This is a genomic window from Microbulbifer discodermiae, assembly GCF_040742695.1.
Taxonomy (GTDB): domain Bacteria; phylum Pseudomonadota; class Gammaproteobacteria; order Pseudomonadales; family Cellvibrionaceae; genus Microbulbifer.
The window spans coordinates 57,940-79,553 of record NZ_JBFLAB010000019.1 but is presented as its reverse complement, the minus strand read 5'-3'; the positions used below and the strand labels follow the sequence as shown (position 1 = coordinate 79,553).

The window sequence follows — 21,614 nt, the reverse complement described above, 5'->3', positions numbered from 1 at the left end:
CTCAGCCACATACAAAACAGCGTTTATGACCTGTATATTCGGTATTTTGACGTTACCTCGCTGTAAAGGCAGCAGGTGTTCGATAATTTTGAATTGCGATTTTGTGATTTCCATAAACGCAGATTTTATCAAAATTAGTGTTAACAGGCCCTGGCACTGTCCAAGGCTCCTGGACACATAACGCCGCCAGCAGGGGCCGAAAAACCAGAGCGAAGCGGCGGTTTTTTGGTCCCTCTGGCTGGCCTTGTTAGCACTGGTACTTGCTACTTGGTTACTATTCATTTTCGAACTCTATACCTTCGCCCGATGGACTATCCTGCCGGAATACAACTTCACGATCGGGATATTCTTTTTCGTAGTCTCGTAAGCACTCGACAAAGCCATCATGTAGCTCAGGAAGAAAACCTCTGAGTGCAGCCAAGCCCTCAACTACTAGTTTCCGAGGCATAGATGATTGATCTTCATCAGTGATGCAATCCCAGAATGCATTTAGGTTGTAGCCATAGTACCCAGGAAAATTGAGTTTCTTGGATATGTACTCATGGAACGTTTCTTCATCCATGATTCCTGACATATCTATGAGTAATTCTTCGCTCATCGTTTTGTAGTGCTAACAGTTTATTGGGCGGAATTCCGTCTATACCGCCCAGTTCGTCGGTGTTGATCGAATGAAAAATCTATAAAAATCATAAGGTTACACCTTGGTAGTGGCCGCTGCCTGCCGCGGATAACAAGCCTCGGTACTCATGAGACCTCCGGGGGGTCTTCTATAGCATCCGTTATCCATGCAAATATCCTATAAAATCAGTCAGATAGCCAATATAAATCGGAATTTTCGAGCCTCGGGTATGTCGGTACTCATGAGGCCCGCTACTGGGATATGCCGTTAACTTGCGTTGTAACTGGATATAAATACAGTATCGAATGAAATGAACTCGTGTCCCGATCTCCATTTCCTGAGTCAGTCCGCTGTGAGTTTCGCTCGCGCCACTACAGTCTGCGAACCGAAAAAACCTACCTCTACTGGATTCGCCAGTTCATTTACTTTCACGACAAACAGCACCCTGACACCCTTCACAATGCAGAAATCGAGCGTTTTCTGTCGCACCTGGCCGTCAACCGTACGGTAAGTTCGTCAACGCAAAACCAGGCTCTCTGTGCCCTAATCTTCGATCTGTCTTCCGTGGACAGTGCGCTTAATCGGAAGTACGGCCACGCTCTGAAAGATTTCGCCTGGCAGTATTTGTTCCCCTCCAGCACACGCTGCGTCCACCCGGTGGATGGTTACGTCTGCCGGCATCACCTGCACGGAACTGCCTACGCCAAGCAGCTGCGGCGCGCCGTAGGCACCAGTCAAATAGCCAAACGGGTCACAGCCCACACTTTCCGGCATTCGTTTGCCACCAACCTGCTGCAAAGTGGCAGTGATATCCGCACAGTACAGGAGTTACTCGGACACGCTGACCTTCGTCCTACAGAGATATACACTCACGTAGTTGGCCAGCGCCGGGCGGGGACACATAGCCCCGTGGATTCAATTCTGCTGCCAATGTCGTCGGCGTGAACGCCACCAGAGCCCAGGGAATCGACTGCGCCAGGCGCTCACAAAAGAGCGATTTAGGCGAAGAGGTGAATAGAGGGGACGGCCTTCAAACTGTTTTGCAATTAGATTGCTGTAGTATTTCCCTTAGAGCGTACTAAACCTTGCGATGACGCCTGTAGGTGTTGAAGATACCCCGCGGTGGTGGGGTATCTTCTAAGGGCTTTTAGACCTTAACGGTGCTGGCACCATCATCGGAGTTGCGCCCGCGCCGCCACAGCCAAAAGGCGGCCACCAGGATGGCGAACTGCAGCCCCACACCCTGCCAGGTGGGATAAATACCGAGCCAGTCGAAAGAGAAGGCCACAGGTAATGGACTAATATTCAGCAGCGCGGCTTCCTGCAGCGCAGCCACCGCCTTGCCCGCCAGGACGAAGGATAAGCCCAGCAGGAAATAGGTTGTGATGGTGAAGAATTTTCCGATCGGCAGTCGCGCCGAGTAGCGCACCATGGCCCAGCCGGTCAGTAACAGCAGGCCGGCCGCGGCGAGGGTGCCGGACCAGAGGGCGCCGTAACCAGCCCCGGATGTCTGTGTCATTAAGGCCTGATAAAACAGGATGGTTTCGAAAATCTCCCGATAAACCGCTAGAAATGCCAGTGCCGCTATACCCCATAGTGTCCCTTTGCTGAGGCTGCGGTCGATATTGTTCTGGATATATTTCTGCCATTCCTGAGCGTTGGTTTTGCTGTGCATCCAGTAGCCCACATAAAACAGTACGGCGGCCGCCAGCGCTGCCGCTACACCCTCCATGACTTCGCGGCTGGCTCCACTGATGTTGATCAGCTGCTGTGCCGCCAGCCAGGTGGCGGTGCCGGCTGCCAGGGCGGTGACCCACCCCAGGTGCACATATTTGATGGCGTCGTTGCGCTTGGATTTGATCAGTATGGTTACCAGCGCAATGACGATCAGCAGTGCCTCCAGCCCCTCCCGCAGTAAAATGAGCAGGCTGGCAAAAAATACCGCGGTGCCCGAGAGGGTGTTTTCCTGCATCAGTGATTCCGCGGTTTCCAGGCTTGTCAGCAGCTGCTGAACCTGCTCCTGCACCGCCTGGGGATCGCCGGATGCGTTCAGCTTTGCGCGCAGGGCCAGCAGTTCGCGCTCTATGCTCAGTCGCAGCGCCTTGTCGTGAGAATCGAGCGAAGTTTCGGCCAGTTCAAATCCATCCAGGTAGGCGCTGATGGCCAGGCTCTGGGCGTGGCTATAGTCGCCGCGCTGGTAGGCGGCGAAAGCCTGTTCGAGATGGGAGCGCGCTATCTGCAGGGGCGGTTGGTCCGGTGTGTTGTCGGCGGCAAAGAGCGGCGAAGGATCGGCGCGCAGTGCGGCGATAGCCTGGGGTGAAGTCTGGAGCTGGTCGCGCAGCAACACCTTGGGGCTGTACATCACCAGGTCCTGTAGACCCAGTTTGTTTGTGGTTTGTTGTTCCGCCGCGGCGCTGCCTTTGAAGGCCAGGCCGCCGACGTAAAAAGCCAGCGACCACCGCTGCTGATCCGTAAGGTTGGCAAAGGCCGCCATGGCGGTGCCATCGATGCCGTTGCTGATGGCATCGTAAAGCCCCAGCAGCGAACGGTTTTCGGCCCGGGCCACATCGTGGAAGTCAGTGGGGGCCGGTTCCAGTTGGGCGGCGAGTGGGCCATCCCCCTTGCCCGCATTGCCGTGACAGGCGGCGCATTGCGCCTGGTAGAGTGTTGCGCTTTGTTCCACCTGGAGGAGGGATTGGGGCAGCGACAGCTGGGGTGAAATGGAAACCAGACCCTGGCGCAGGGCGGCGGTGAGGGTCTGGACTTCAGCCAGGCTGGCTTTGTTGCGAATCGCGGCCTGCAGTGCCGCGGCACTGTCGTGAATTTTCCGCGTCTCGCCCTCTGCCTCCAGCCCTGTAACACGATCCACCAGCAGTTGGGCGAACTCTTCCATCTCGGAATATTCGTCCCCATTGATGATCTGCCCGTCGCGCACTGCCTCGGCATAGTCGACACCGATATACTCCGCCAGCTGCATCAACTGGCGCAGGTCCGCCGGTGCCTGTGGTTCCGCCTGGCCATGGGCTCCGGCGGCCAGCAGGAGCAACAGCAGTGATTTGTAAAAGAACAGGGAAAGGCTGCGCATTGACGGAAGACTCCTTACCGGTGAGAATCGAGGGGCAATAATATTGATAATTATTCTCATAATAAAGTCTTGTGTGCCTTTAGTTGCTTATTGTTTTCGTGCGCAATCTCAAATGCACCAAAGGAGCTGATGATGGATGACCTGCTTTCTATTTCTGTAAAAGCCGGAGATGGCCGTGACACATCTCTCGCCGAGCACCGGGGACAGGTGCTGCTCATTGTCAACACCGCCAGCAAATGCGGCTTTACCCCACAGTACAAAGGCCTGGAGGCCATTTACCAAAAGTACCGGGAACGGGGTTTTGCGGTGCTGGGCTTTCCGTGCAACCAGTTTGGTGCCCAGGAGCCCGGCTCTGATGAGGAGATCAAAGAGTTTTGCACACTGAACTTTGGCGTCACTTTCCCTCTGTATGCCAAGCTCAATGTCAATGGACCCGATGCGCACCCGCTTTTTGCCGCGCTGAAGCGCAGTGCACCGGGCATTCTGGGAACGGAGGCGATCAAGTGGAATTTCACCAAGTTTCTGCTGGATCGGGACGGCAAGGTGGTGCAGCGCTTCGCACCGAAGGACAGACCGGAGGCGATTGAGTCCGCGATAGCCCCGTTGCTGTGATGCCTTACAAGGCGAACAGGGGGCCCGGGGTGTCCCGGGCTCACAGTGGGCCTCCGCTTTGCAGTCCGCGATTCGGGCGGGGTCATTCACAGGACTTGGCAGTCCGGGCCCCGGCTGTACGGGAGGGGTACGCTAAATCTGGCTCAAAGGGGTGGAGATTTAGGATTTTAATCCTTTTCTGCTCGATAATTTTATCGATTTTTGGTGTTTTATATCTGATTTCAATGATTTTTAGGATGCGCATTGATTCCGGTCTGGTCTGAAGGTATAGTGCCGGACAACCCTCTGCTGCCAGTAGCAAGCCAACATGTGCAACCAGCCACTACCATGTTCGGGCCGCTCAGGCGCCCTAATATTTTCGTTGCGACTATCGCGCGGCGGTAGATAATTTTACTCCGCCACCCTTCAACAGGATTCCACACTGTATTTGAGTCGCGCGTAGACAGCCGCCACGCTGCTGTTTAGCCTCGGCGCCGACGAGGAGGTTAGCCAGTATGAACACCAATAAAGAAAAACTAGTCATATTCGACACGACGCTGCGCGACGGCGAGCAGAGTCCCGGCGCGTCCATGACCAGGGACGAGAAAGTCCGCATAGCGCGTATGCTCGAGCGTATGCGGGTGGATGTGATCGAGGCCGGGTTCGCTATCGCCAGTCAGGGAGATTTTGAGGCGGTGCGGGCGGTGGCGGAAACAGTGAAGGATTCCCGCGTGTGCAGCCTGGCGCGCGCTGTGAGCCCGGACATTGCCCGCGCCGGGGAAGCGCTGCAGAAAGCCAATGCCTCGCGTATTCATACTTTTATCGCCACCTCTCCCATTCATATGCAGTACAAGCTGCAGATGGAGCCGGAGAAGGTGCTGGAACAGGCGGTTGCGGCCGTCAGGCAGGCGCGCCAGTTCACTGACGACGTGGAGTTCTCGCTGGAGGATGGCAGTCGTTCCGAGCCGGACTTCATGTACCGCATCATCGAAGCGGTGATCGACGCCGGCGCCGGCACCATCAATATCCCGGATACGGTGGGTTACGGTGAGCCGGAAGAGTATGGCGCTATGTTCAGGCGTGTGATTGAGCATGTGCCCAATTCCGACAAGGCGATTTTCTCCACCCACTGCCACAATGACCTGGGCCTTGCGGTGGCCAACTCACTGGCGGCAGTGATGAATGGCGTGCGTCAGGTGGAGTGCACCATCAACGGCCTGGGTGAAAGAGCGGGTAATGCATCGCTGGAGGAAATTGTGATGGCGGTCCGCACCCGCCAGGATCTCTACCCGGTGGAAACGCGCATCGACGCCTCCCATATAGTGCCCACTTCCCGACTGGTATCTTCCATTACCGGTTTTCCGGTACAGCCCAACAAGGCCATTGTCGGTGCCAACGCCTTCGCCCACGAGTCCGGTATCCACCAGGACGGAGTGCTCAAGCACCGTGAAACCTACGAAATCATGAGTGCCGAAGATGTAGGTTGGGGGCAGAACCGCCTGGTGCTGGGCAAGCACTCCGGCCGCGCCGCGGTGAAGGCACGCTACGAGGAGTTGGGGATTCTGTTTGCGGAAGCGGATGAGTTCCAACAGGTGTTCCAGCGGTTTAAGGACCTGGCCGACAAGAAACACGAAATCTTCGACGAGGATCTGCAATCCATCGCCACGGGTGCCGAGGCCCCCATAGAGCGTTTTCGCCTCGAATCCCTGGATGTACAAAGTCGCAGCGGCAACCGTCCGCGGGCCCAGCTGCAATTGATGATAGATGGCAGCGGTGTGGCCGCAGAGGCGGAGGGAAGTGGCCCGGTGGATGCGACCTTCAAGGCGATCGAAACGGTTGCCAACAGCGATGCCGACCTGAAACTCTATTCGGTCAACGCGGTCACCCAGGGCACCGACTCCCAGGGCACAGTGACAGTGCGCCTGGAAAGGGATGGCCGCCTGGTCAATGGAGTGGGGGCCGATACCGACATTCTCGTGGCTTCTGCACAGGCTTACCTGGACGCTCTCAATCTGCTGGCCAGTGGCGAAAGCAAGCGACAGGGTGTCTGATGCACGAACTCCACCGCGCGGAATACTTGCAGGCGCTGGGGGTTAGCAGTTACAGGCCGCGATTCTTGCTGCCGTTGGCGCCCGTACCCCGGCAGGCCACGCTGCCACCACCGCCAGAGGATGCCCCGGCCAGCGATCCGCTGCCGCAGGCGGTGGCGCAGGTGATGTCCGAAGTTTCGGTACCGCCATCCCCGCCGGCTGAGGCCGGCACAGCGCAGGAAGAGCGGGGGCGCGAAACCAGTGCCTCTGGCCAGAGCGCCGATGTGACCCCATCCGCGGGGCAGGCGGTCGAGCCGTTTGTGCTGAATTGCTGGTGGCTCGGTGACGCCCTGCTGGCGGTGGATGGCCATCAACCGGGTGCCGCACTGCCGGTACAGTCCCTGTTTGACAACATTGTCCGCGCCCTGGGTTGGCACCAGCTGCCCCGGGACCGGGAGCAACTGCGCTGGCCCTTGACGGAAAACCGCTTTGCCGCCGCGGCGGCGGAATCCGATGCGAGGGATACCTGCTCCAGCTGGCTGGAGGCGGCCAGTGCGCGACGGCCGGTAAATTCCATCTGGTTGATGGGGCAGCAGGCGCAGGCATACTGCTCCCCGGTGCGCCTGGACGGGCCGGTGACAGAATGGAAGGGTACTCGCATTCTCGCCACGCCCGGTCTCAGCGAACTGCTGCAGGCTCCGGAGCGCAAACGCGATCTGTGGCTGTTGCTGCGGCAGACCTATCCGCAGCAGTGCTAGGCCTGATGCCCAGTGACTGCCCTCTGTCGGGCCTGCAGTTACTGCGGGCGGGGGTCGCGGACTGCGCCGCGCTGGCGGAGATAGCGGCGGCGGCCACCGATCACCCCTGGAGTCGCAGCCAGTATCGGGACAGTGTGCGCGCTGGCCACCAGTGCTGGCTGTTGCGTTCCGATCAGGCGGCGGAAAACATCGCTGTCTGTGTGTTGTTGCAGCGGCTCGATCAGGCGGAGATCCTGGATCTGGCGGTAGTGCCCGCCTGGCGGCGGCGCGGAATCGCACAGGCACTGCTGCACAGGCTGCTGGGGCAGTTACCGGCGGAAGTCGGGCGTGTGCTGCTTGAGGTCCGCACGTCCAATGGTCCCGCACGCCACCTGTATCAGGCGCTCGGATTCGCGCAGGACGGCGTGCGCAAACGCTATTACCCCACTGCAGATGGAAATCGCGAGGACGCGGTGCTGATGAGCCTGTTCCTTTAGCGATGCCAATCCCCCATTGCCCTCACCACACGCGAATAACTGTTAGCATTACCTCTTTGAGTAAGCCCCTGCGTTGCCGGATCGCGCAGGCACAGTGGCGACGAAATTTTTCCAGAGTTCTTCATGACACCAGGCAGTAGAAATCCCTCCCTGATCGAAGGTTCGGTGTCCGGGCACCTGCAACGCCTGGCGCTGCCCATGGTTTGGGGCATCCTCGCCACTATGTCGTTTAACGCCGTGGACACCTATTTTGTCGCCCAGCTGGGCAGTGCCCCGCTGGCGGCAATGAGCTTTAGCTTCCCGGTGGTGATGGTGATCAATAGTTTTGCCATCGGCCTGGGGGCCGGCGTGTCTTCGGCTGTGGCGCGCGCTTATGGTGCCGGCGACTATGGGCAGGTGCGGCGCCTGGTGACCGATGCCTCGCTTCTGGCGGTGCTGTTCGCACTGCTGATCACCGTGGTCGGCCTCGCTACCATAGAGCCGCTGTTCCGGTTGCTGGGGGCGCGGGAGGAAATGCTGCCGTTGATCGCCGACTATATGGTGCTCTGGTACCTGGGTGCCACTTTTGCCGTGGTGCCTATGGTGGCGCTGGCAGCGCTGCGGGCGATCGGCAACAGTGCCATTGCCGGCCGCGTTCTGATCGCGGTTGCGCTGCTGAACCTGATTCTCGATCCGCTGTTGATTTTCGGCCTGTTCGGCTTCCCCCGCCTGGAACTGCGCGGTGCGGCCCTGGCCACGGTGATTGCGCGTGCCGTGAGCTGCGCGGTGGCCTGTTATTTTCTCGTGTACCGGGAAAAACTGCTGGCGCCGCCGCAGTGGCGGCTCTCTGCGCTGCTGAACTCCTGGCGCAGTGTGCTGGTGGTGGGATTACCGGCGATTGCCACCAATGTCATTATTCCCATGGCCGGCGGCGTGGTGGTGGCGCTGGTGGCGGTTCACGGCGCCGATGCGGTAGCTGGACTCGGGGTGGCCCTGCGTATTGAACCCATGGCATTGATCGTGTTTTATGCCCTGTCGTCGGTGGTGGGGCCATTCATGGGCCAGAACGCGGGTGCGGGCAGGCTGGAGCGAATGGGGCAAACGGTGTCGGTACTGGCCCGCTTTTGCATCGGTTTTGGTATCGCCCTGGGGCTGTTGCTGTACTTTGCGGGGCCCGCCCTGGTGCGGTTATTCAGCGATTCTCCGGATGTACTGGCAGTGGCAGTGGCCTACCTGACACTGGTTCCCTTCAGTTACGCCGGTTACGGTTTTGTCATGTGTGCCAACGCGGCCTTCAACGGACTCGGGAAGCCGCTGCCGGCGACGCTGATCTCCTTTTTGCGGGTGCTGGGCGTCTACCTGCCGCTGGCGTGGGTCGGCAATCGGTACTGGGGGGTGACGGGCTTGTTCCTGGCTACCGCCGCCGCCAACCTTTTGTTGGGTGGCCTGGCCTGGTGGTGGCTGCGGCGCACGGTGCGCAACCGCGACAGAGCCCCCAATCAAGCTTGTACTGCTTGATTTGCGACCCAAACGTCCCTGTTAGTGTCAACAGGCCCTAAATACTGGTAGTGGCGGCCAACAGCCATTCCTGGGTTTTTGCGTTGACCAGTGGCATCAGTGTTTCGCGCACGCGTTGATGGTAACTATCAATCCAGTCCAGCTCTGGCTGGGTGAGCAATGCCGGGTCCATCAGTTGGCGGTCTATGGGCGCCAAAGTCAGTGCCTCAAACTCCAGAAACCCGTTGTATCCGGGTGATTCCCTGACGAACACCAGGTTTTCGATGCGAATACCATACTGGCCGGTAAGGTAGTAACCGGGTTCGTTGGAGAGGATCATGCCGGGTTCCAGCGCCACTTGGGTGCTGACTTTGCCGATGCGCTGTGGCCCCTCGTGCACGCTGAGAAAACTGCCCACACCGTGACCCGTCCCGTGGGCATAGTCCAGCCCCGCGTCCCACAGCGCCTTGCGCGCAAAGGCATCGATCTGCTCGCCACAGGTACCGGCGGGGAAGCGCAGGGTGGCGATGGCGATATGCCCCTTGAGCACCCGGGTGAAATGGTCGCGGGCGTGGGCGGGGAACTCACCCAGGGCCACAGTGCGGGTGACATCGGTGGTGCCGTCCGGGTATTGACCGCCGGAATCGATCAGGTAGAGCCCTTCGGGTTTCAGGGTAAGGCTGGTTTCTGGACTGACCCGGTAGTGCACTATGGCGCCATTGGGGCCGTAGCCGGAAATGGAGTCGAAACTGTCGTCGCTGAAACCTTCGCGCTGTTCACGCTTGTCGCGCAACAAATGCACCGCCTCCAGTTCGCCGAAGTTGCCAGCGGCCACCGCCGCCGGCAGTTCCGCCAGAAATTCACAGAGTGCGGCGCCGTCCCGTACATGGGCGGCCTGGGCCCCCGCCAGCTCCACCGGATTCTTGCACGCTTTGGCGCGGGTGATGGGGTCGCGCTCCACCAGCAACTCAATCTCCAGCAGGCGCAGCCGCTGCAGTGTCCAGCAGTTGGTGATCAGCGGGTCCACCCAAACCCTGGCCACGTGGCGGCGTTTGGCCGCTTCGAACAGCGCCTCCTTGTCATTGACGAGGGTGACCTCCCTGTCCAGGTGCTGGATCAGCGCGTCCGTGACCGCCTCCGCGGCCATATACAGGGTGGCGCTGCCATCCCGGTAAAGGAGCCCGCTGGTCAGGGCGACGGGCAGATGTGGCACGTCGGTGCCGCGAATATTGAATAGCCAGGCGCACACTTCCGGGTTGGGCAGCCACAGGGCATCAGCGCATTTGTCCGCCAGCAGGGCGGAGATCCGCAGACGCTTTTCCGCCGAGTGCTCGCCGGTGAAGGTGTGGGGGTGGGGGCGTGCCGGGCCAGCGGGTGCGGACGGTCGGTCGCTCCAGATAGCATCGATGGGGTTCTGTTCCAGCGGATGTAGCAGGATATCCCGTTCCTGCAACCGCTTGCGTAGCGGCGCCAGGCCCGGTTCCGTATGCAGGCGTGGGTCGTAACCCAGGGCATCCCCGGACTTGAGCTGTTCACACAGCCAGCTCGCAATGGCGCTGTTGTTCAGGTTTTCCTGCTCGATGGCTCTATGGCCCAGCTGTTGCTGGGCCTGCAGTGTATAGCGACCATCCACGAACAGCGCCGCACTGTCGGCGCTGACCGCGGCCAGGCCGGCGGAACCGGTAAAACCTGTGAGCCAGGCGAGTCGCTCGTCGGAGGCGGGCACATATTCATTCTGGTATTCGTCTCCGCGGGGGACCAGAAACCCCTGCACCTGCTGGCGTTTCAGCTCTTCCCGCAATGCCTCTAGCCTGTCGCTGCTCATGGAACCTTCCCGACCTCTCAATTGACGATAGGGTGCAGTGTAACAGCCGGGGTGCCCAGTGACTGTCACTGGTTAAATTTGCACCGCGGGGTGCCCGCTTGACGTGTATAATGCTGCGCTCCTTTTCGCCGCAGCACAGAGCTACCGAAGCACAAGCACTATGGGTCAGAGCCACTCCCCGGCGGGCATCGCCGGCCGCCGCACTTTCGCTATCATTTCCCACCCGGATGCGGGCAAGACCACTGTTACTGAAAAGCTGTTGCTGTTCGGTAACGCCATCCAGCTGGCCGGCTCCGTAAAAGGCAAGCGGGGACCCCATGCGCGCTCCGACTGGATGACCATGGAGCAGGAACGCGGCATCTCTGTGACCTCTTCGGTCATGCAGTTCCCCTACCGGGAGCGGGTGGTAAACCTGCTGGATACTCCGGGCCACGAGGATTTTTCCGAGGACACCTACCGGGTGCTCACTGCGGTGGACTCTGCATTGATGGTGATCGACGGCGCCAAGGGTGTAGAGGACCGCACCATCAAGCTGATGAATGTGTGCCGCCTGCGCACCACGCCGATACTGTCGTTTATCAATAAGCTGGACCGCGATATCCGCGACCCTATCGAAGTGATGGACGAGATAGAGGCGGTGCTGGACATTCAGGCAGCGCCGATCAACTGGCCGCTGGGTTCCGGCAAGGAATTCAAGGGCGTCTATAACCTCTATACGGACACCATCCATGTATACCGCCAGGGGCAGGGTCACACCATCCCCGAAGATGTGCAGATCCGGGGTCTGGACTCCGACGAAGCCACTGCTCTGCTGGGGGAGTACGCCGATGACATTCGCGAGGAGATAGAGCTGGTGCGGGGCGCCACCCACAGGTTCGACCTGCCCGCCTATCTCGCCGGGGAGCTGACGCCGGTATTTTTTGGCACTGCTCTGGGGAATTTCGGTGTGCGCGAATTCCTCGACGGATTTGTAGAGTGGGCACCGGGTCCGCAGCCCCGCGAAACACAGCAGCGTGTGGTGCAGCCGGACGAGGAAAAATTCAGTGGCTTCGTGTTTAAGATTCAGGCGAATATGGACCCGAAGCACCGCGACCGTATTGCCTTTATGCGCGTCTGTTCCGGTATCTACAGCCGCGGTATGAAAATGAAGCATGTGCGCATCGGCAAAGAGGTAAAGATTGCCGACGCGGTGACCTTTATGGCCGGTGACCGCACTCATGTGGAGGAGGCCATAGCCGGCGATATTATCGGCCTGCACAACCATGGCACCATTCAGATAGGGGATACTTTTACCGAGGGGGAATCGCTCAAGTTTTCCGGTATCCCCAATTTTGCGCCGGAACTGTTTCGCCGTATCCGCCTCCGGGATCCATTGAAACTCAAGCAGTTGCAAAAGGGCCTGCAACAGCTTTCCGAGGAGGGTTCCACCCAGGTGTTTTTCCCTCTGGACAACAACGACATCATTGTGGGTGCGGTGGGCGTACTCCAGTTCGAGGTGGTGGCCTATCGTCTCAAGGACGAATACAAGGTGGATGCAATCTACGAAAACGTGAATGTGCACACAGCCCGCTGGGTTGATAGTGACAGCGCCAGGGAGCTGGATGCATTCAAGCGCAAGGCCAGCACCAATCTGGCCCTGGATGGCTCCGGCCACCTGACCTATCTGGCGCCGACGCGGGTAAATCTGCAGCTGGCACAGGAGCGTTACGGGGATATCCGTTTTTACGCCACCCGCGAACACTGATCTGAACGGCAGAAGCCTGCAGGAGAGAAAATCAGAATGGCTACAATTCCCAAGCAACTGCCGGCGGAGGTGCCGCGTATAAAGAGCCGCCTGGTGGGCGCCCTGGGCCTGCTGATTGTGAAGCTGCTGGGCTGGCGCTTCGACGGCCAGTTGCCGGCGCAGAAAAAGGTCATGGTGGCCCTGGCCCCGCACACTTCCAACTGGGATTTTGTGGTGGCCATGCCGTTTATCATGGCGCTGCGGGTGAGGGTGTATTTCATGATGAAGAAAGAGGCCTTCTTCTTCCCGTTCAAATCGCTGTTTATGGCCCTGGGGGGGCTGCCCACCGATCGCAAGGCGCCGGGGGGGATTGCCCAGCAGATGGCCAATGCCTATCGCCAGAATGACAAAATGTGGGTGGCGATCACCCCTGAGGGCACGCGCAATAAGGTGGACAAATGGAAGAACGGCTTTCTGCGCATCGCCTATGCAGCGGATGTGCCGATCCTTCTGGTTGCCTGGGATTTTACCAACAAGCGTATTTGCGTGGACTCCCTGTACCACCCTGTTGGCAATCTCGACCAGGATATGATGGAGATTCAGCGACGTTTCAGCCGCTACCGGGGGTGCAACCCGGACAAGCAGACTGACTTCACCGGGGGAGAATGATTCTGCGGGCCTATTGTGGTGGAATTGGACGGTAACGGTTTTCCTAGCGTTTACCTGGTGCTGGTCGCAGTGGCCGGCACTGCGGGGTTCATCAGCTCCATCGCCGGCGCCGGCGGAATGATCACCCTGCCGGCGCTGCTGTGGGCCGGCATTCCGCCACTGGATGCGCTGGGAACCAACAAGTTTCAGAGTGTGTTCGGCACACTGTCATCGGCGGTCAATTATTTTCGCAGTGGCCACCTGGATCTGCGCCCCCTGTGGCCGGGGCTGCTGGCAGCGGTCTGCGGCGCTGCACTGGGTACCTGGGTGGTCACGCAGATCGGCGGCGAGCAGCTGCAGACATTGTTGCCGCTGCTGCTGATCGCCGTTGCGCTGTATTTTGTGTTTTCGCCGCGGATCACGGACGCGGATACGCAGCCGCGCATAAGCAACCGGCGGTTCAATCTGTTGGTCGGCGGTGGTGTGGGGTTTTACGGCGGATTTTTCGGGCCGGGTATGGGCTCCTTTTGCGCACTGGCGTTCGTCGCGCTGCTGGGGTACAACATGAGGCGGGCCACCGCCCATACCAAACCGCTGGTACTCGCCACCAATCTGACATCCATGGTGATTTTTGTTGCCGGTGGCCACATACTGCTTTGGTTGGCTATCAGCATGTCCCTGGCGCAGGCCATAGGTGCGCGCCTGGGATCGAATCTGGTGATAGTGCAGGGTGCGCGGCTAGTGCGGCCGGTGATCATCCTGGCCACCATCGCCGTGGCGATAAAATTGCTGATAGATGCCTGGGGGCAGCACCTGTGGCCATAATCCTGACCATCGTCATTTCTTTCTGCGTCTTTGCCCTGATAATCTGGACGTTGATGCAACTGCGAACGCCGCGCTTTCGCATGGAGCGGGCGCAGTTTGTGCGCGGGCTGGAAGATGTGATCGCGGGCCAGGCGGACGACAATGAGTGGCGGGTACTGACCGGCTATCCAATGCGCCACGACCCGGAACTGGAGCGGATGCGCCTGCGCTGCCTCGAAATCGAGGAGGCGGAATACACGGGTAGGATGCCCTATCTGTTCACCGAGGCCGGCATCGAGCGTTTGCGCTCGGTACGTGAACAGCTGCTGACCGGCGGTAACCAAAATAACTCCACTGACAACTGACCTATTTAACCAAGGACAAGCAAATGTTGAGACCACTGCTCTCGTTGACCGGGGGACTGATTGCAACGCTGCTGGCCGGCGCCCTATCCGCGGAGCCGCTCAGCCAGGAGGACCTCTCGGTGGCCGAAGTGCTGCGCGACCGCGCACTGGAGTCCTCCGACGCCTACAGTATTGTCGAGTCGCTGACCGTGGAGGTGGGCCCGCGCCCCGCCGGTTCGGAGGGCGACCGGCGCGCCGTGGCCTGGGCTCAGGAAAAAATGAAGGCGCTGGGTTTCGACCGCGTCTACACCGAGCAGATCGAAGTGCCCCGCTGGGCACGGGGCCACGCCCACGCGCGGGTGGTGGCGCCTTTTCCCCAGCCGCTGGTGGTCACGTCCCTGGGCTATGGGATCGGCACCCCCGAGGGCGGTATCACTGCGGAGGTGGTTGAGTTCGCGGATGTGGATGCGCTGATGAAGGCGCCGGCGCGCAAGGTTAGAGGTAAAATCGCTTTTATCAATAAGCGCATGGAGCGCACCCGCACCGGTGAGGGCTATGGCCCCGTGGTTTCAGGCCGCAGCAAGGGTATGACCGCCGCTGCGGAGAAGGGTGCCGCGGCCCTGCTGATCCGCTCCGTAGGTACTGATTCCGACCGTTTCGCCCACACTGGGATGATGTCCATCGACGGGATTGAAAAGCCGGTACCGGCCCTGGCCCTGTCGGCCCCGGACGCCAATTTGCTGGAGGCGATGCTCAGTCGCGGCAAGCCGGTGGAGGTGAATCTGGACGTGCACAACCAGCGTCTGGAGGACGGTCCCTCTTTCAATGTGATCGGCGAGATCACCGGCCGTGAAAAGCCCGAGGAAGTGGTCATTATCGGCGCCCACCTGGACTCCTGGGACGAGGGCACCGGCGCCCTCGATGACGGCGCCGGGGTGGCCATCGTAATGGAAACCGCGCGCCTGATCGGCGAGCTGCCCCTGCGCCCGCGGCGGACCCTGCGGGTTATCTTGTACGGCGCCGAGGAGATAGGCCTGGTGGGAGCCAAGCAGTATCTGGCCGCTCACCAGAGCGAGTTGGACCAGATCGTCGCCGTATCCGAATCCGATTTTGGCGCCGGCAAGATCTGGCGCTTCGACACCCGGCTGCCGGAGACCAAGTTCGACATTGCCGATCAGATGATGCGCCTGTTGGCGCCACTGGGTATCGAGCGCGGCCACAACAAGTCTTCCGGCGGTCCGGACAGCAGCGTCTTCGTCGCCAGGGGCGTACCCGCCTTTGGTCTCTACCAGGACGGCACCGACTATTTCGATTACCACCACACCCCCAACGATACGCTGGACAAGGTGGACCCGGAGATCCTCAAGCAGAATGTGGCCGCCTGGATAGTGATGTCATTTCTGGCGGTGGAAATGGAAGGGGATCTGGGCCGGGTGCCCGTTGCGCAATAGTTCGGGCCCTTTTGGGGGCGCTGCGGGCAGCCTGCGACGGCTGTACTGAAGTGGGCCCCGGGCGAAACTATTCCTGCAGGCGGGTGGCCTGGAACGAAGTTCGCTGTTCCAGGTCATCCGCCAGCCTTACCAGCGCGCCGTGGGCGTTGCGCCAGTTGATTTCCGGATGCCGGAAGTTCAGATAATCAAGCGCGCAGGCCAGATTGATATGCGCGAGGGACAGGGTATCGCCCAGTCGCTGGCTGTGCCGGTTCAGATAGTCCAGCGTGCGGCTTATGGCATTCTGATAACGCTGCCACCAAAAATCGGAGCGCAGCTCCTGCTGTTCGCGCACCTTTTCCTGGCGCAACAGCACCAGTGTGTCGATAAGCCCGGAACAGACGCCGTAATAAGTCCTCAGGGCCCAGTCCGACTCTAATATCCCCCCAAGCCGACCGCTGCCCATGACCCGGTCCAGGTAGGCGCAGATGACCTCGCTGTCAACAATTGCCTGGCCGTCGTCGAGGGTCAGGCAGGGTACCTTGCCCAGTGGATTGCTGGCCAAAAATTCCGGTGCATCATCAAATGGATGGGAGATGGTCTCCCCGACCCGCTCCTCCAGACCGTACTCGCGCAACACTATGCGCACACTGCGCGCGTAGGGCGAGGCGTTGGTATAGAACAATTTCATAGTGGCGGGCTCCGCTATGCCGGGCAGGATCCCGGCAGTGTGCAAAAGGGGCGCGCTGATGTCCAGTAGGTGGCCGGCGAGCCGGGGTGGCTCAGCGGGCAGTCCACCTGGATCAAAGATCTGTGCGGTTGCCTGTCAATTCATGTCCGTCGGCACTGTCGGTGATGCGGCGGTACAGCTGGTCCTTCATGCGCGCCCGCTGGATCTTTAGGGTGTTGAAATGGTTATCATCGGTGCCGACACCCCGCTGCTCCAGCCCTCGAATCTGTTTGTCCAGTTTGTTGTAGGTAGCACTCTCGGACCTGAATTGGAAATCCTCCTGAATCAGTCTTTTGATGGTCGCCCTGTATGCCGGAAAATCTTTCTCGAGGGTATGTGGGGCGATTGACATCCGGGGCTCCTGGCTGGTTGGCTATAAAAACAAGTGTAGTCGCTTGTCATAAATTGGTGAAATAACCGTGCTCCAGTTCACAAAATTTGCATGGCTCGTTGAAGTGCAAGTCAGTGCGTGCGGGCTTATCGCAGTGGCCCAATTAAATTCAGGTGTTGGAACGGACTTCCAGCGGGTGCGGGGACAGGTGGGGGGCAAATTTTTACAGGTTATGGCATCGGGCTGCGGTTAGCCGCTCAGGACAGTGCCTGCGCCTCCAGCCGGCGTGTCAGGGTTTCGCCCAGATAAAGCCGCAGATAGGCCAGGGCAGCGCGCTTGCTTTCCTGGTTGGCCTGTTCCGTAATCTGATGATCGCGGCTAAAAGACAGGGACCAGAAAGAGTCGACAATGGTGATGGCCATGAGAAAGCGTTCGCGCCAGCTGTGAGACGATGGCAGTATAAAGTGCTCCTGCATGTGGCGATACAGAAGGTTGGCCAGAGCCCGGTTGTACTCCACCAGCAGTTCGCGCGTCGCCCAACAGGGCGTTGGGCCGAGTTTGAGTTTTTGCATGGGAATATTGTGCGAAAACTGACTCAGGAGGCGATCCAGAAACTGGCTGAACAAATCCTGCCAGCGCAACCAGGTCTTCCCAGCTGGAATAAATTGTTCCGCGCTGGGTGGAGCGGAAAAATAGCGTTGTGTCAGGGCCGCGAGTGCGGCGGAGCGACTGGGGAAAAAATGGTATACGGACGCGGTGGGCACGCCGGCGGTCTGGCTCAGACCGGCAAGCGTGATTTCGCTGGCTTCCCGAAACTGTAGCAGCTGTTCAAGGTTGTCCAGGAGCTTTTCGAACTTCTTGCGTCCGTTGCGGCGCTGGGGTGTGCGCGGCAACTCCGCATGGCGTCCTCTTGTTATTGCTCGTTCAGATTCTGTCAAAGCTGCATTTACTCTCTATCGGTTCTGCGTCGGTAGAAAGCACTCCCTGCCGGGCCCGACAAGTCGATACCGGATTCAGATGCTTCCCTGCTCTCATGGCGGTTTGGCTTTTCATGACATGGATTATCGAGAGTGGCAGTCTCTTCTGCAAGAGGCAAGACTGCCCATATGTGAACAAAAACACTCGTACAGAGAGATAATTTTTACCTTTCTTTTAATAAGCCGAAAATTTTTAATTATTGTTATATCCATGATATCTAGCTGCTTGCTGTCTTCCGGGAGCGGATTAATATTTGGCCGGGCTTCGCCCCTTAGTTATTTCTTGTCATTATTGTTTTTTGAGACAAGAATGCGGGCAGGGCCAGTAATATGCCCATTGTGCATTGTTCGTCGCCTCGATGGCCTCCCGCCCGGGGTTAATTGAGAGGTTGGTCTATATAGGTATAAAACCAAAGCGGTTGCAGACTTCGGTGTAGGGCGGGTGCATGGGGCGAGCACTACCTGGCAAGGCGGTGCGCGACTGCGCCTTACTGGCGAGCTCGACGTTAAGCCTTAAGTTGAACTGAATAAATCTGCGCTTCCCTAGCAGGTTGTTGAAAAAGTCCTCCCTGGCTTTCCTCAACCCGGGTTTGCGGTGCATGTCCGCAAACCCTCCACGACAAATCAAGCAGTTACATGCTTGATTTGCTAGTGATAATTCAGGTCGGTTGTCTTGCCGAAAAATACATAGTAGGAGAAAGCCGTATAGGCGAGGATAACCGGAACTACGATCACTGCCCCGACGAGGATAAATGCCAGTGACTCGGGTGCACTGGCCGCTGCCCAGATATCCAGTTTGCCCGGCACTATGTCTGGGAAAAAGCTGAATGCCAGGCCGGTAAAACACAGCAGAAAGATGCCGGCGGTGAGAAGAAAGGGGGTGCGGCAATAGCGGTCGTTTTCCTTCGGCAGACGTTTTAGCAGCCGGTCGTTGGCCACAAAAGCGGCGAAGCACAGTGTCGGGATCAGCAATACGAACATCACCAGTGGGTAGGTAAACCAGCGGTCGAAGACGTCCGGGTTTACCAGTGGATTAATCGCTGACACCGCCACCACACCCAGCAGGGTGGAGCGGCCTGCGCGCCGGGCCCACCGGACTGCCCGCACCTGCAGTTCCCCCTCGGTCTTCATTACCAGCCAGGCGGCGCCGATGTAGGTGTAGGCGGCGGTGACCCCCAGTGCACTGAGGCCGGAAAACAGCAGTGCCTGCCAGCTGTGGTTGAAGCCCATTACATACTGGCCCAGCATATAGCCCTGGGTGAGTGCGGTCAGCAGCGAGCCCGCCTTAAAAACCCTGTCCCAGGTGAGCTTGCGATCAACCGCCGCCTTGGCGCGAAAATCAAAGGCAACACCGCGCATGATCAGGCCGATCAACATAATGGCAACCGGGATATACAGCTTCATCAGGATCAGATTGTGGGCACTGGGAAAGGCGATCAGCAGGATACCGATGGCCAGTACCAGCCAGGTCTCGTTGGCGTCCCAGAAGGGGCCGATGGAGGCGATCATGGTGTCCCTTTGGGGTTCGTCCTGTGTCTGCATGGGCAGCAGTATCCCCACACCCAGGTCATAACCGTCCAGAATCGCATAGATGAGCACCGCCAGGCCCATCAGGCCGATAAAGATAACCGGCAGCCAGTCGGCGAAGGTCATGGTTTCGATAGTCATACCGCGCCCTCCTGAGCCGATTCCGGGAGATTGGTGAGACTGCCGGTCACCTGGGGCGGCTCGGTCTCGAACTCCTCCACCTTGACCGCTTTCAATGCCATCACTCTCAGCGTGTGGATATAGGCCCACATGAGGAGTACATAGACAATGAGATACATGCTCAGGGACAGGCCTACATTGCTAGGGGCGACCGGGGTCACCGCGTCAGCGGTGGCCAGTATTCCGGTGACCAGCCAGGGTTGGCGGCCGATTTCTGTGACATACCAGCCCGCCAGGGTCGCGACCCAGCCGGAGAAAGTCATTGCCACCAGGGTTTTCAGCATCCATCTGGGTGGGTCCCCGGGTTTGCGCAGGAAAAAGCAGCCGACCCAGGCCACCAGCAACATCAGCAGTCCCATGCCCACCATGATGCGAAAAGCGAAAAAGATTGGCTTTACCGGTGGGTGGTTTCCCTTGAATTCATTCAGACCTCGGATTTCACCGTCCGCATCGTGGGTGAGGATCAGGCTCGCCAATTTTGGAATGGCGATTTCGAAGTGATTGGTGCGCTGCTTTTCATCGGGGATGGCGAACAGCAGCAGTGGTGCGCCGCGCTCGGTTTCCCAGACGCCTTCCACCGCGGCAATTTTCTGCGGCTGGTGTGCGAAGGTATTGAGGCCGTGCAAGTCGCCGACATAGGCCTGCACGGGGGTCAGCACTGCCGCTACAATCAGGCCCGTCTTGAGCGCCAGGCGCGGTGCCTGCTTTTGGTCGCCGCGGAGAATTCTGTAGGCGGACAGGCCAGCGACGAAGAAAGACGCCGTCAGGCCCGAGGCCAGTAGCATATGTGTCAGGCGGTAGGGAAAAGAGGGGTTGAAAATCACCTCGGTCCAACTGGTGGCGTGAACCACACCTTCCCGTATTTCAAACCCGCTGGGTGTCTGCATCCAGGAGTTGAGGGCGAGAATCCAGAAGGCGGACAGGGTGGTGCCCACGGCCACCAGAAAGGCCGACAGCGTATGCACTTTGCTGGGCACCTTGTTGATGCCGAACAACATGATGCCCAGGAAAGTCGCCTCGAGAAAGAATGCCGTCAACACCTCGTAACCCAGCAGTGGCCCGGCGATATTGCCGACGGTCTCCATAAAACCCGGCCAGTTGGTGCCGAACTGGAATGACATGGTAATGCCGCTCACCACACCCAGGGCAAAGGTGAGTGCGAACACCTTGACCCAGAAACGGTAGGCGCGCATCCATACGGGATTCCCGGTCTGGTCGTAGCGGAGCTTAAAAAAGAGCAGTATCCAGCAGAGTGCGATGGTGATGGTGGGGAAGAGGATATGGAAGCTGATGTTGGCAGCGAACTGTATCCTCGACAGTATCAGTGTATCTGGCATGCTAATCTCGGCTGATCAATGACGCTTCGAGGCAAAGGATAGATGCTCCGGCGCGTCCGGGTTTTGCTTTCTTCAGCGTGGGGCAGGGTGCAGGTTGTTGAAAAAGGCAGCCTTCTAGTCCCCCGAGCGCTGTGTCCCTCCTTTCACTTTGCCGCGCAGTTCCAGCAGCTTGTGCAGACTGGAGCCCAACTTCATCAGCCGCCGCAGGTCCTTTTCACTGAGTTGGTTGAGTGTGTTGGCAAACTGGTCCAGCAGCTCCAGCAGCTGGTAGATTTCGCGCATCTTGTCCTGGGATTTGGCCTCCTCCTTATCCTGCGGGTCGTTTAACAACAACTGGCGCAACAGCGACAGTGTCGGGTCCAGCTCTCTCCTGCGCCGCTCGTTAAAGACGGTGCGGGCCATGTCCCAGATGGAGCCGGCGGCGGTAAAGTAATCCTTCCGGTCTCCCGGCAGGTGGCGCAATTCGATCAGACGCCAGGACTGCAGTTCCTTGAGCCCCATGCTGACATTGCCGCGGCTGATTTTCAGCGCTTCGGCCAGCTGTTCCGCGTGCAGCGGCTCCGGACTGATAGTCAACAGGGCCAGCATCTGTCCCACCGTGCGGTTAAAACCCCAACGGCTGCCCATTTCCCCAAAGTGCAGCACGAATGCCTGCACCTGACTGGATGGTTTCATCAACTTTCGAACTTTCAGAAATTTTTGAAAATTATAACCGGGAAACCC

General features: G+C 59.0%; 20 protein-coding genes and 1 pseudogene. 11 read left to right on the top strand and 10 right to left on the bottom strand.

Annotation, left to right across the window (positions count from 1 at the left end):
- Positions 1-282: pseudogene (locus tag AB1S50_RS09130) on the bottom strand (hypothetical protein); the annotation flags it as partial.
- The gene (locus tag AB1S50_RS09125) at positions 275-598 is read right to left on the bottom strand and encodes a barstar family protein (RefSeq protein WP_367150294.1); all 324 of its coding nucleotides are present in this window, start codon (positions 596-598) and stop codon (positions 275-277) included. The gene AB1S50_RS09125 and the pseudogene AB1S50_RS09130, both read right to left, overlap by 8 nt.
- Before the next feature lie 339 nt (positions 599-937).
- Here AB1S50_RS09125 and AB1S50_RS09120 point away from each other — a divergent pair, with 339 nt between their 5' ends.
- The gene (locus AB1S50_RS09120; protein WP_367150293.1) at positions 938-1,564 is read left to right on the top strand and encodes a phage integrase N-terminal SAM-like domain-containing protein; all 627 of its coding nucleotides are present in this window, start codon (positions 938-940) and stop codon (positions 1,562-1,564) included.
- Positions 1,565-1,766: 202 nt separating this feature from the next.
- On the opposite strand, the gene AB1S50_RS09115 is transcribed toward AB1S50_RS09120, so the two are convergent.
- Complete coding sequence (locus AB1S50_RS09115; protein ID WP_367150290.1) at positions 1,767-3,704, bottom strand: cytochrome c/FTR1 family iron permease; 1,938 nt, start codon at positions 3,702-3,704, stop codon at positions 1,767-1,769.
- Positions 3,705-3,836: 132 nt separating this feature from the next.
- Between AB1S50_RS09115 and AB1S50_RS09110 the strand changes: the two genes are divergently transcribed.
- The 5 genes from AB1S50_RS09110 (at position 3,837) to AB1S50_RS09090 (ending at position 9,056) form a co-directional block, all read left to right on the top strand.
- Positions 3,837-4,316: a glutathione peroxidase gene (locus AB1S50_RS09110; RefSeq protein ID WP_367150289.1), complete on the top strand. Its 480-nt coding sequence runs from the start codon at positions 3,837-3,839 to the stop codon at positions 4,314-4,316.
- Between the two features lie 494 nt (positions 4,317-4,810).
- Entirely contained in the window at positions 4,811-6,346 is a 1,536-nt protein-coding gene (locus tag AB1S50_RS09105; protein WP_367150288.1) for a 2-isopropylmalate synthase, read from the top strand.
- Positions 6,346-7,083 carry a hypothetical protein gene (locus AB1S50_RS09100; protein ID WP_367150287.1) on the top strand — a complete coding sequence of 246 codons (738 nt, stop codon included), beginning with the start codon at positions 6,346-6,348 and terminating at the stop codon, positions 7,081-7,083. The genes AB1S50_RS09105 and AB1S50_RS09100 overlap by 1 nt, the downstream gene beginning before the upstream one ends.
- Before the next feature lie 5 nt (positions 7,084-7,088).
- Entirely contained in the window at positions 7,089-7,559 is a 471-nt protein-coding gene (gene rimI / locus AB1S50_RS09095; protein WP_367150285.1) for a ribosomal protein S18-alanine N-acetyltransferase, read from the top strand.
- Between the two features lie 123 nt (positions 7,560-7,682).
- Positions 7,683-9,056 (top strand): MATE family efflux transporter, encoded by a 1,374-nt coding sequence (locus AB1S50_RS09090; protein ID WP_367150284.1) that lies wholly within the window; start codon positions 7,683-7,685, stop codon positions 9,054-9,056.
- Positions 9,057-9,093: 37 nt separating this feature from the next.
- Here AB1S50_RS09090 and AB1S50_RS09085 read toward each other — a convergent pair whose 3' ends face one another.
- Entirely contained in the window at positions 9,094-10,860 is a 1,767-nt protein-coding gene (locus tag AB1S50_RS09085; protein WP_367150283.1) for an aminopeptidase P family protein, read from the bottom strand.
- A 160-nt stretch (positions 10,861-11,020) separates the two neighbouring features.
- On the opposite strand from AB1S50_RS09085, the gene AB1S50_RS09080 reads away from it, so the two are divergent.
- The 5 genes from AB1S50_RS09080 to AB1S50_RS09060 are packed head-to-tail and all read left to right on the top strand — an operon-like array spanning position 11,021 to position 15,830.
- Positions 11,021-12,604, top strand: a complete 1,584-nt coding sequence (locus AB1S50_RS09080) for a peptide chain release factor 3 (RefSeq protein ID WP_367150282.1) — start codon at positions 11,021-11,023, stop codon at positions 12,602-12,604.
- A 36-nt stretch (positions 12,605-12,640) separates the two neighbouring features.
- Entirely contained in the window at positions 12,641-13,252 is a 612-nt protein-coding gene (locus AB1S50_RS09075) for a 1-acyl-sn-glycerol-3-phosphate acyltransferase (RefSeq protein WP_367150281.1), read from the top strand.
- A 15-nt stretch (positions 13,253-13,267) separates the two neighbouring features.
- Positions 13,268-14,056 (top strand): TSUP family transporter, encoded by a 789-nt coding sequence (locus AB1S50_RS09070; protein ID WP_367150280.1) that lies wholly within the window; start codon positions 13,268-13,270, stop codon positions 14,054-14,056.
- Complete coding sequence (locus AB1S50_RS09065) at positions 14,047-14,400, top strand: hypothetical protein (RefSeq protein WP_367150279.1); 354 nt, start codon at positions 14,047-14,049, stop codon at positions 14,398-14,400. The genes AB1S50_RS09070 and AB1S50_RS09065 overlap by 10 nt, the downstream gene beginning before the upstream one ends.
- A 23-nt stretch (positions 14,401-14,423) precedes the next feature.
- Positions 14,424-15,830, top strand: a complete 1,407-nt coding sequence (locus AB1S50_RS09060; protein WP_367150278.1) for a M20/M25/M40 family metallo-hydrolase — start codon at positions 14,424-14,426, stop codon at positions 15,828-15,830.
- Positions 15,831-15,897: 67 nt separating this feature from the next.
- On the opposite strand, the gene AB1S50_RS09055 is transcribed toward AB1S50_RS09060, so the two are convergent.
- From AB1S50_RS09055 to AB1S50_RS09030, 6 genes are all read right to left on the bottom strand, one after another.
- The gene (locus AB1S50_RS09055) at positions 15,898-16,500 is read right to left on the bottom strand and encodes a glutathione S-transferase (RefSeq protein ID WP_367150277.1); all 603 of its coding nucleotides are present in this window, start codon (positions 16,498-16,500) and stop codon (positions 15,898-15,900) included.
- Between the two features lie 112 nt (positions 16,501-16,612).
- Positions 16,613-16,891: a YdcH family protein gene (locus AB1S50_RS09050; RefSeq protein ID WP_367150276.1), complete on the bottom strand. Its 279-nt coding sequence runs from the start codon at positions 16,889-16,891 to the stop codon at positions 16,613-16,615.
- Positions 16,892-17,127: 236 nt separating this feature from the next.
- A complete protein-coding gene (locus tag AB1S50_RS09045) occupies positions 17,128-17,808 on the bottom strand; it encodes a TetR/AcrR family transcriptional regulator (RefSeq protein WP_367150275.1) in 681 nt (226 codons plus the stop codon).
- A 687-nt stretch (positions 17,809-18,495) separates the two neighbouring features.
- Positions 18,496-19,500, bottom strand: a complete 1,005-nt coding sequence (gene cydB / locus AB1S50_RS09040) for a cytochrome d ubiquinol oxidase subunit II (protein WP_367150298.1) — start codon at positions 19,498-19,500, stop codon at positions 18,496-18,498.
- 11 nt (positions 19,501-19,511) lie between these two features.
- Positions 19,512-20,891: a cytochrome ubiquinol oxidase subunit I gene (locus AB1S50_RS09035; protein ID WP_367150273.1), complete on the bottom strand. Its 1,380-nt coding sequence runs from the start codon at positions 20,889-20,891 to the stop codon at positions 19,512-19,514.
- A 114-nt stretch (positions 20,892-21,005) separates the two neighbouring features.
- Positions 21,006-21,566: a GbsR/MarR family transcriptional regulator gene (locus AB1S50_RS09030; RefSeq protein WP_367150272.1), complete on the bottom strand. Its 561-nt coding sequence runs from the start codon at positions 21,564-21,566 to the stop codon at positions 21,006-21,008.
- Between the last annotated feature and the right edge of the window lie 48 nt (positions 21,567-21,614).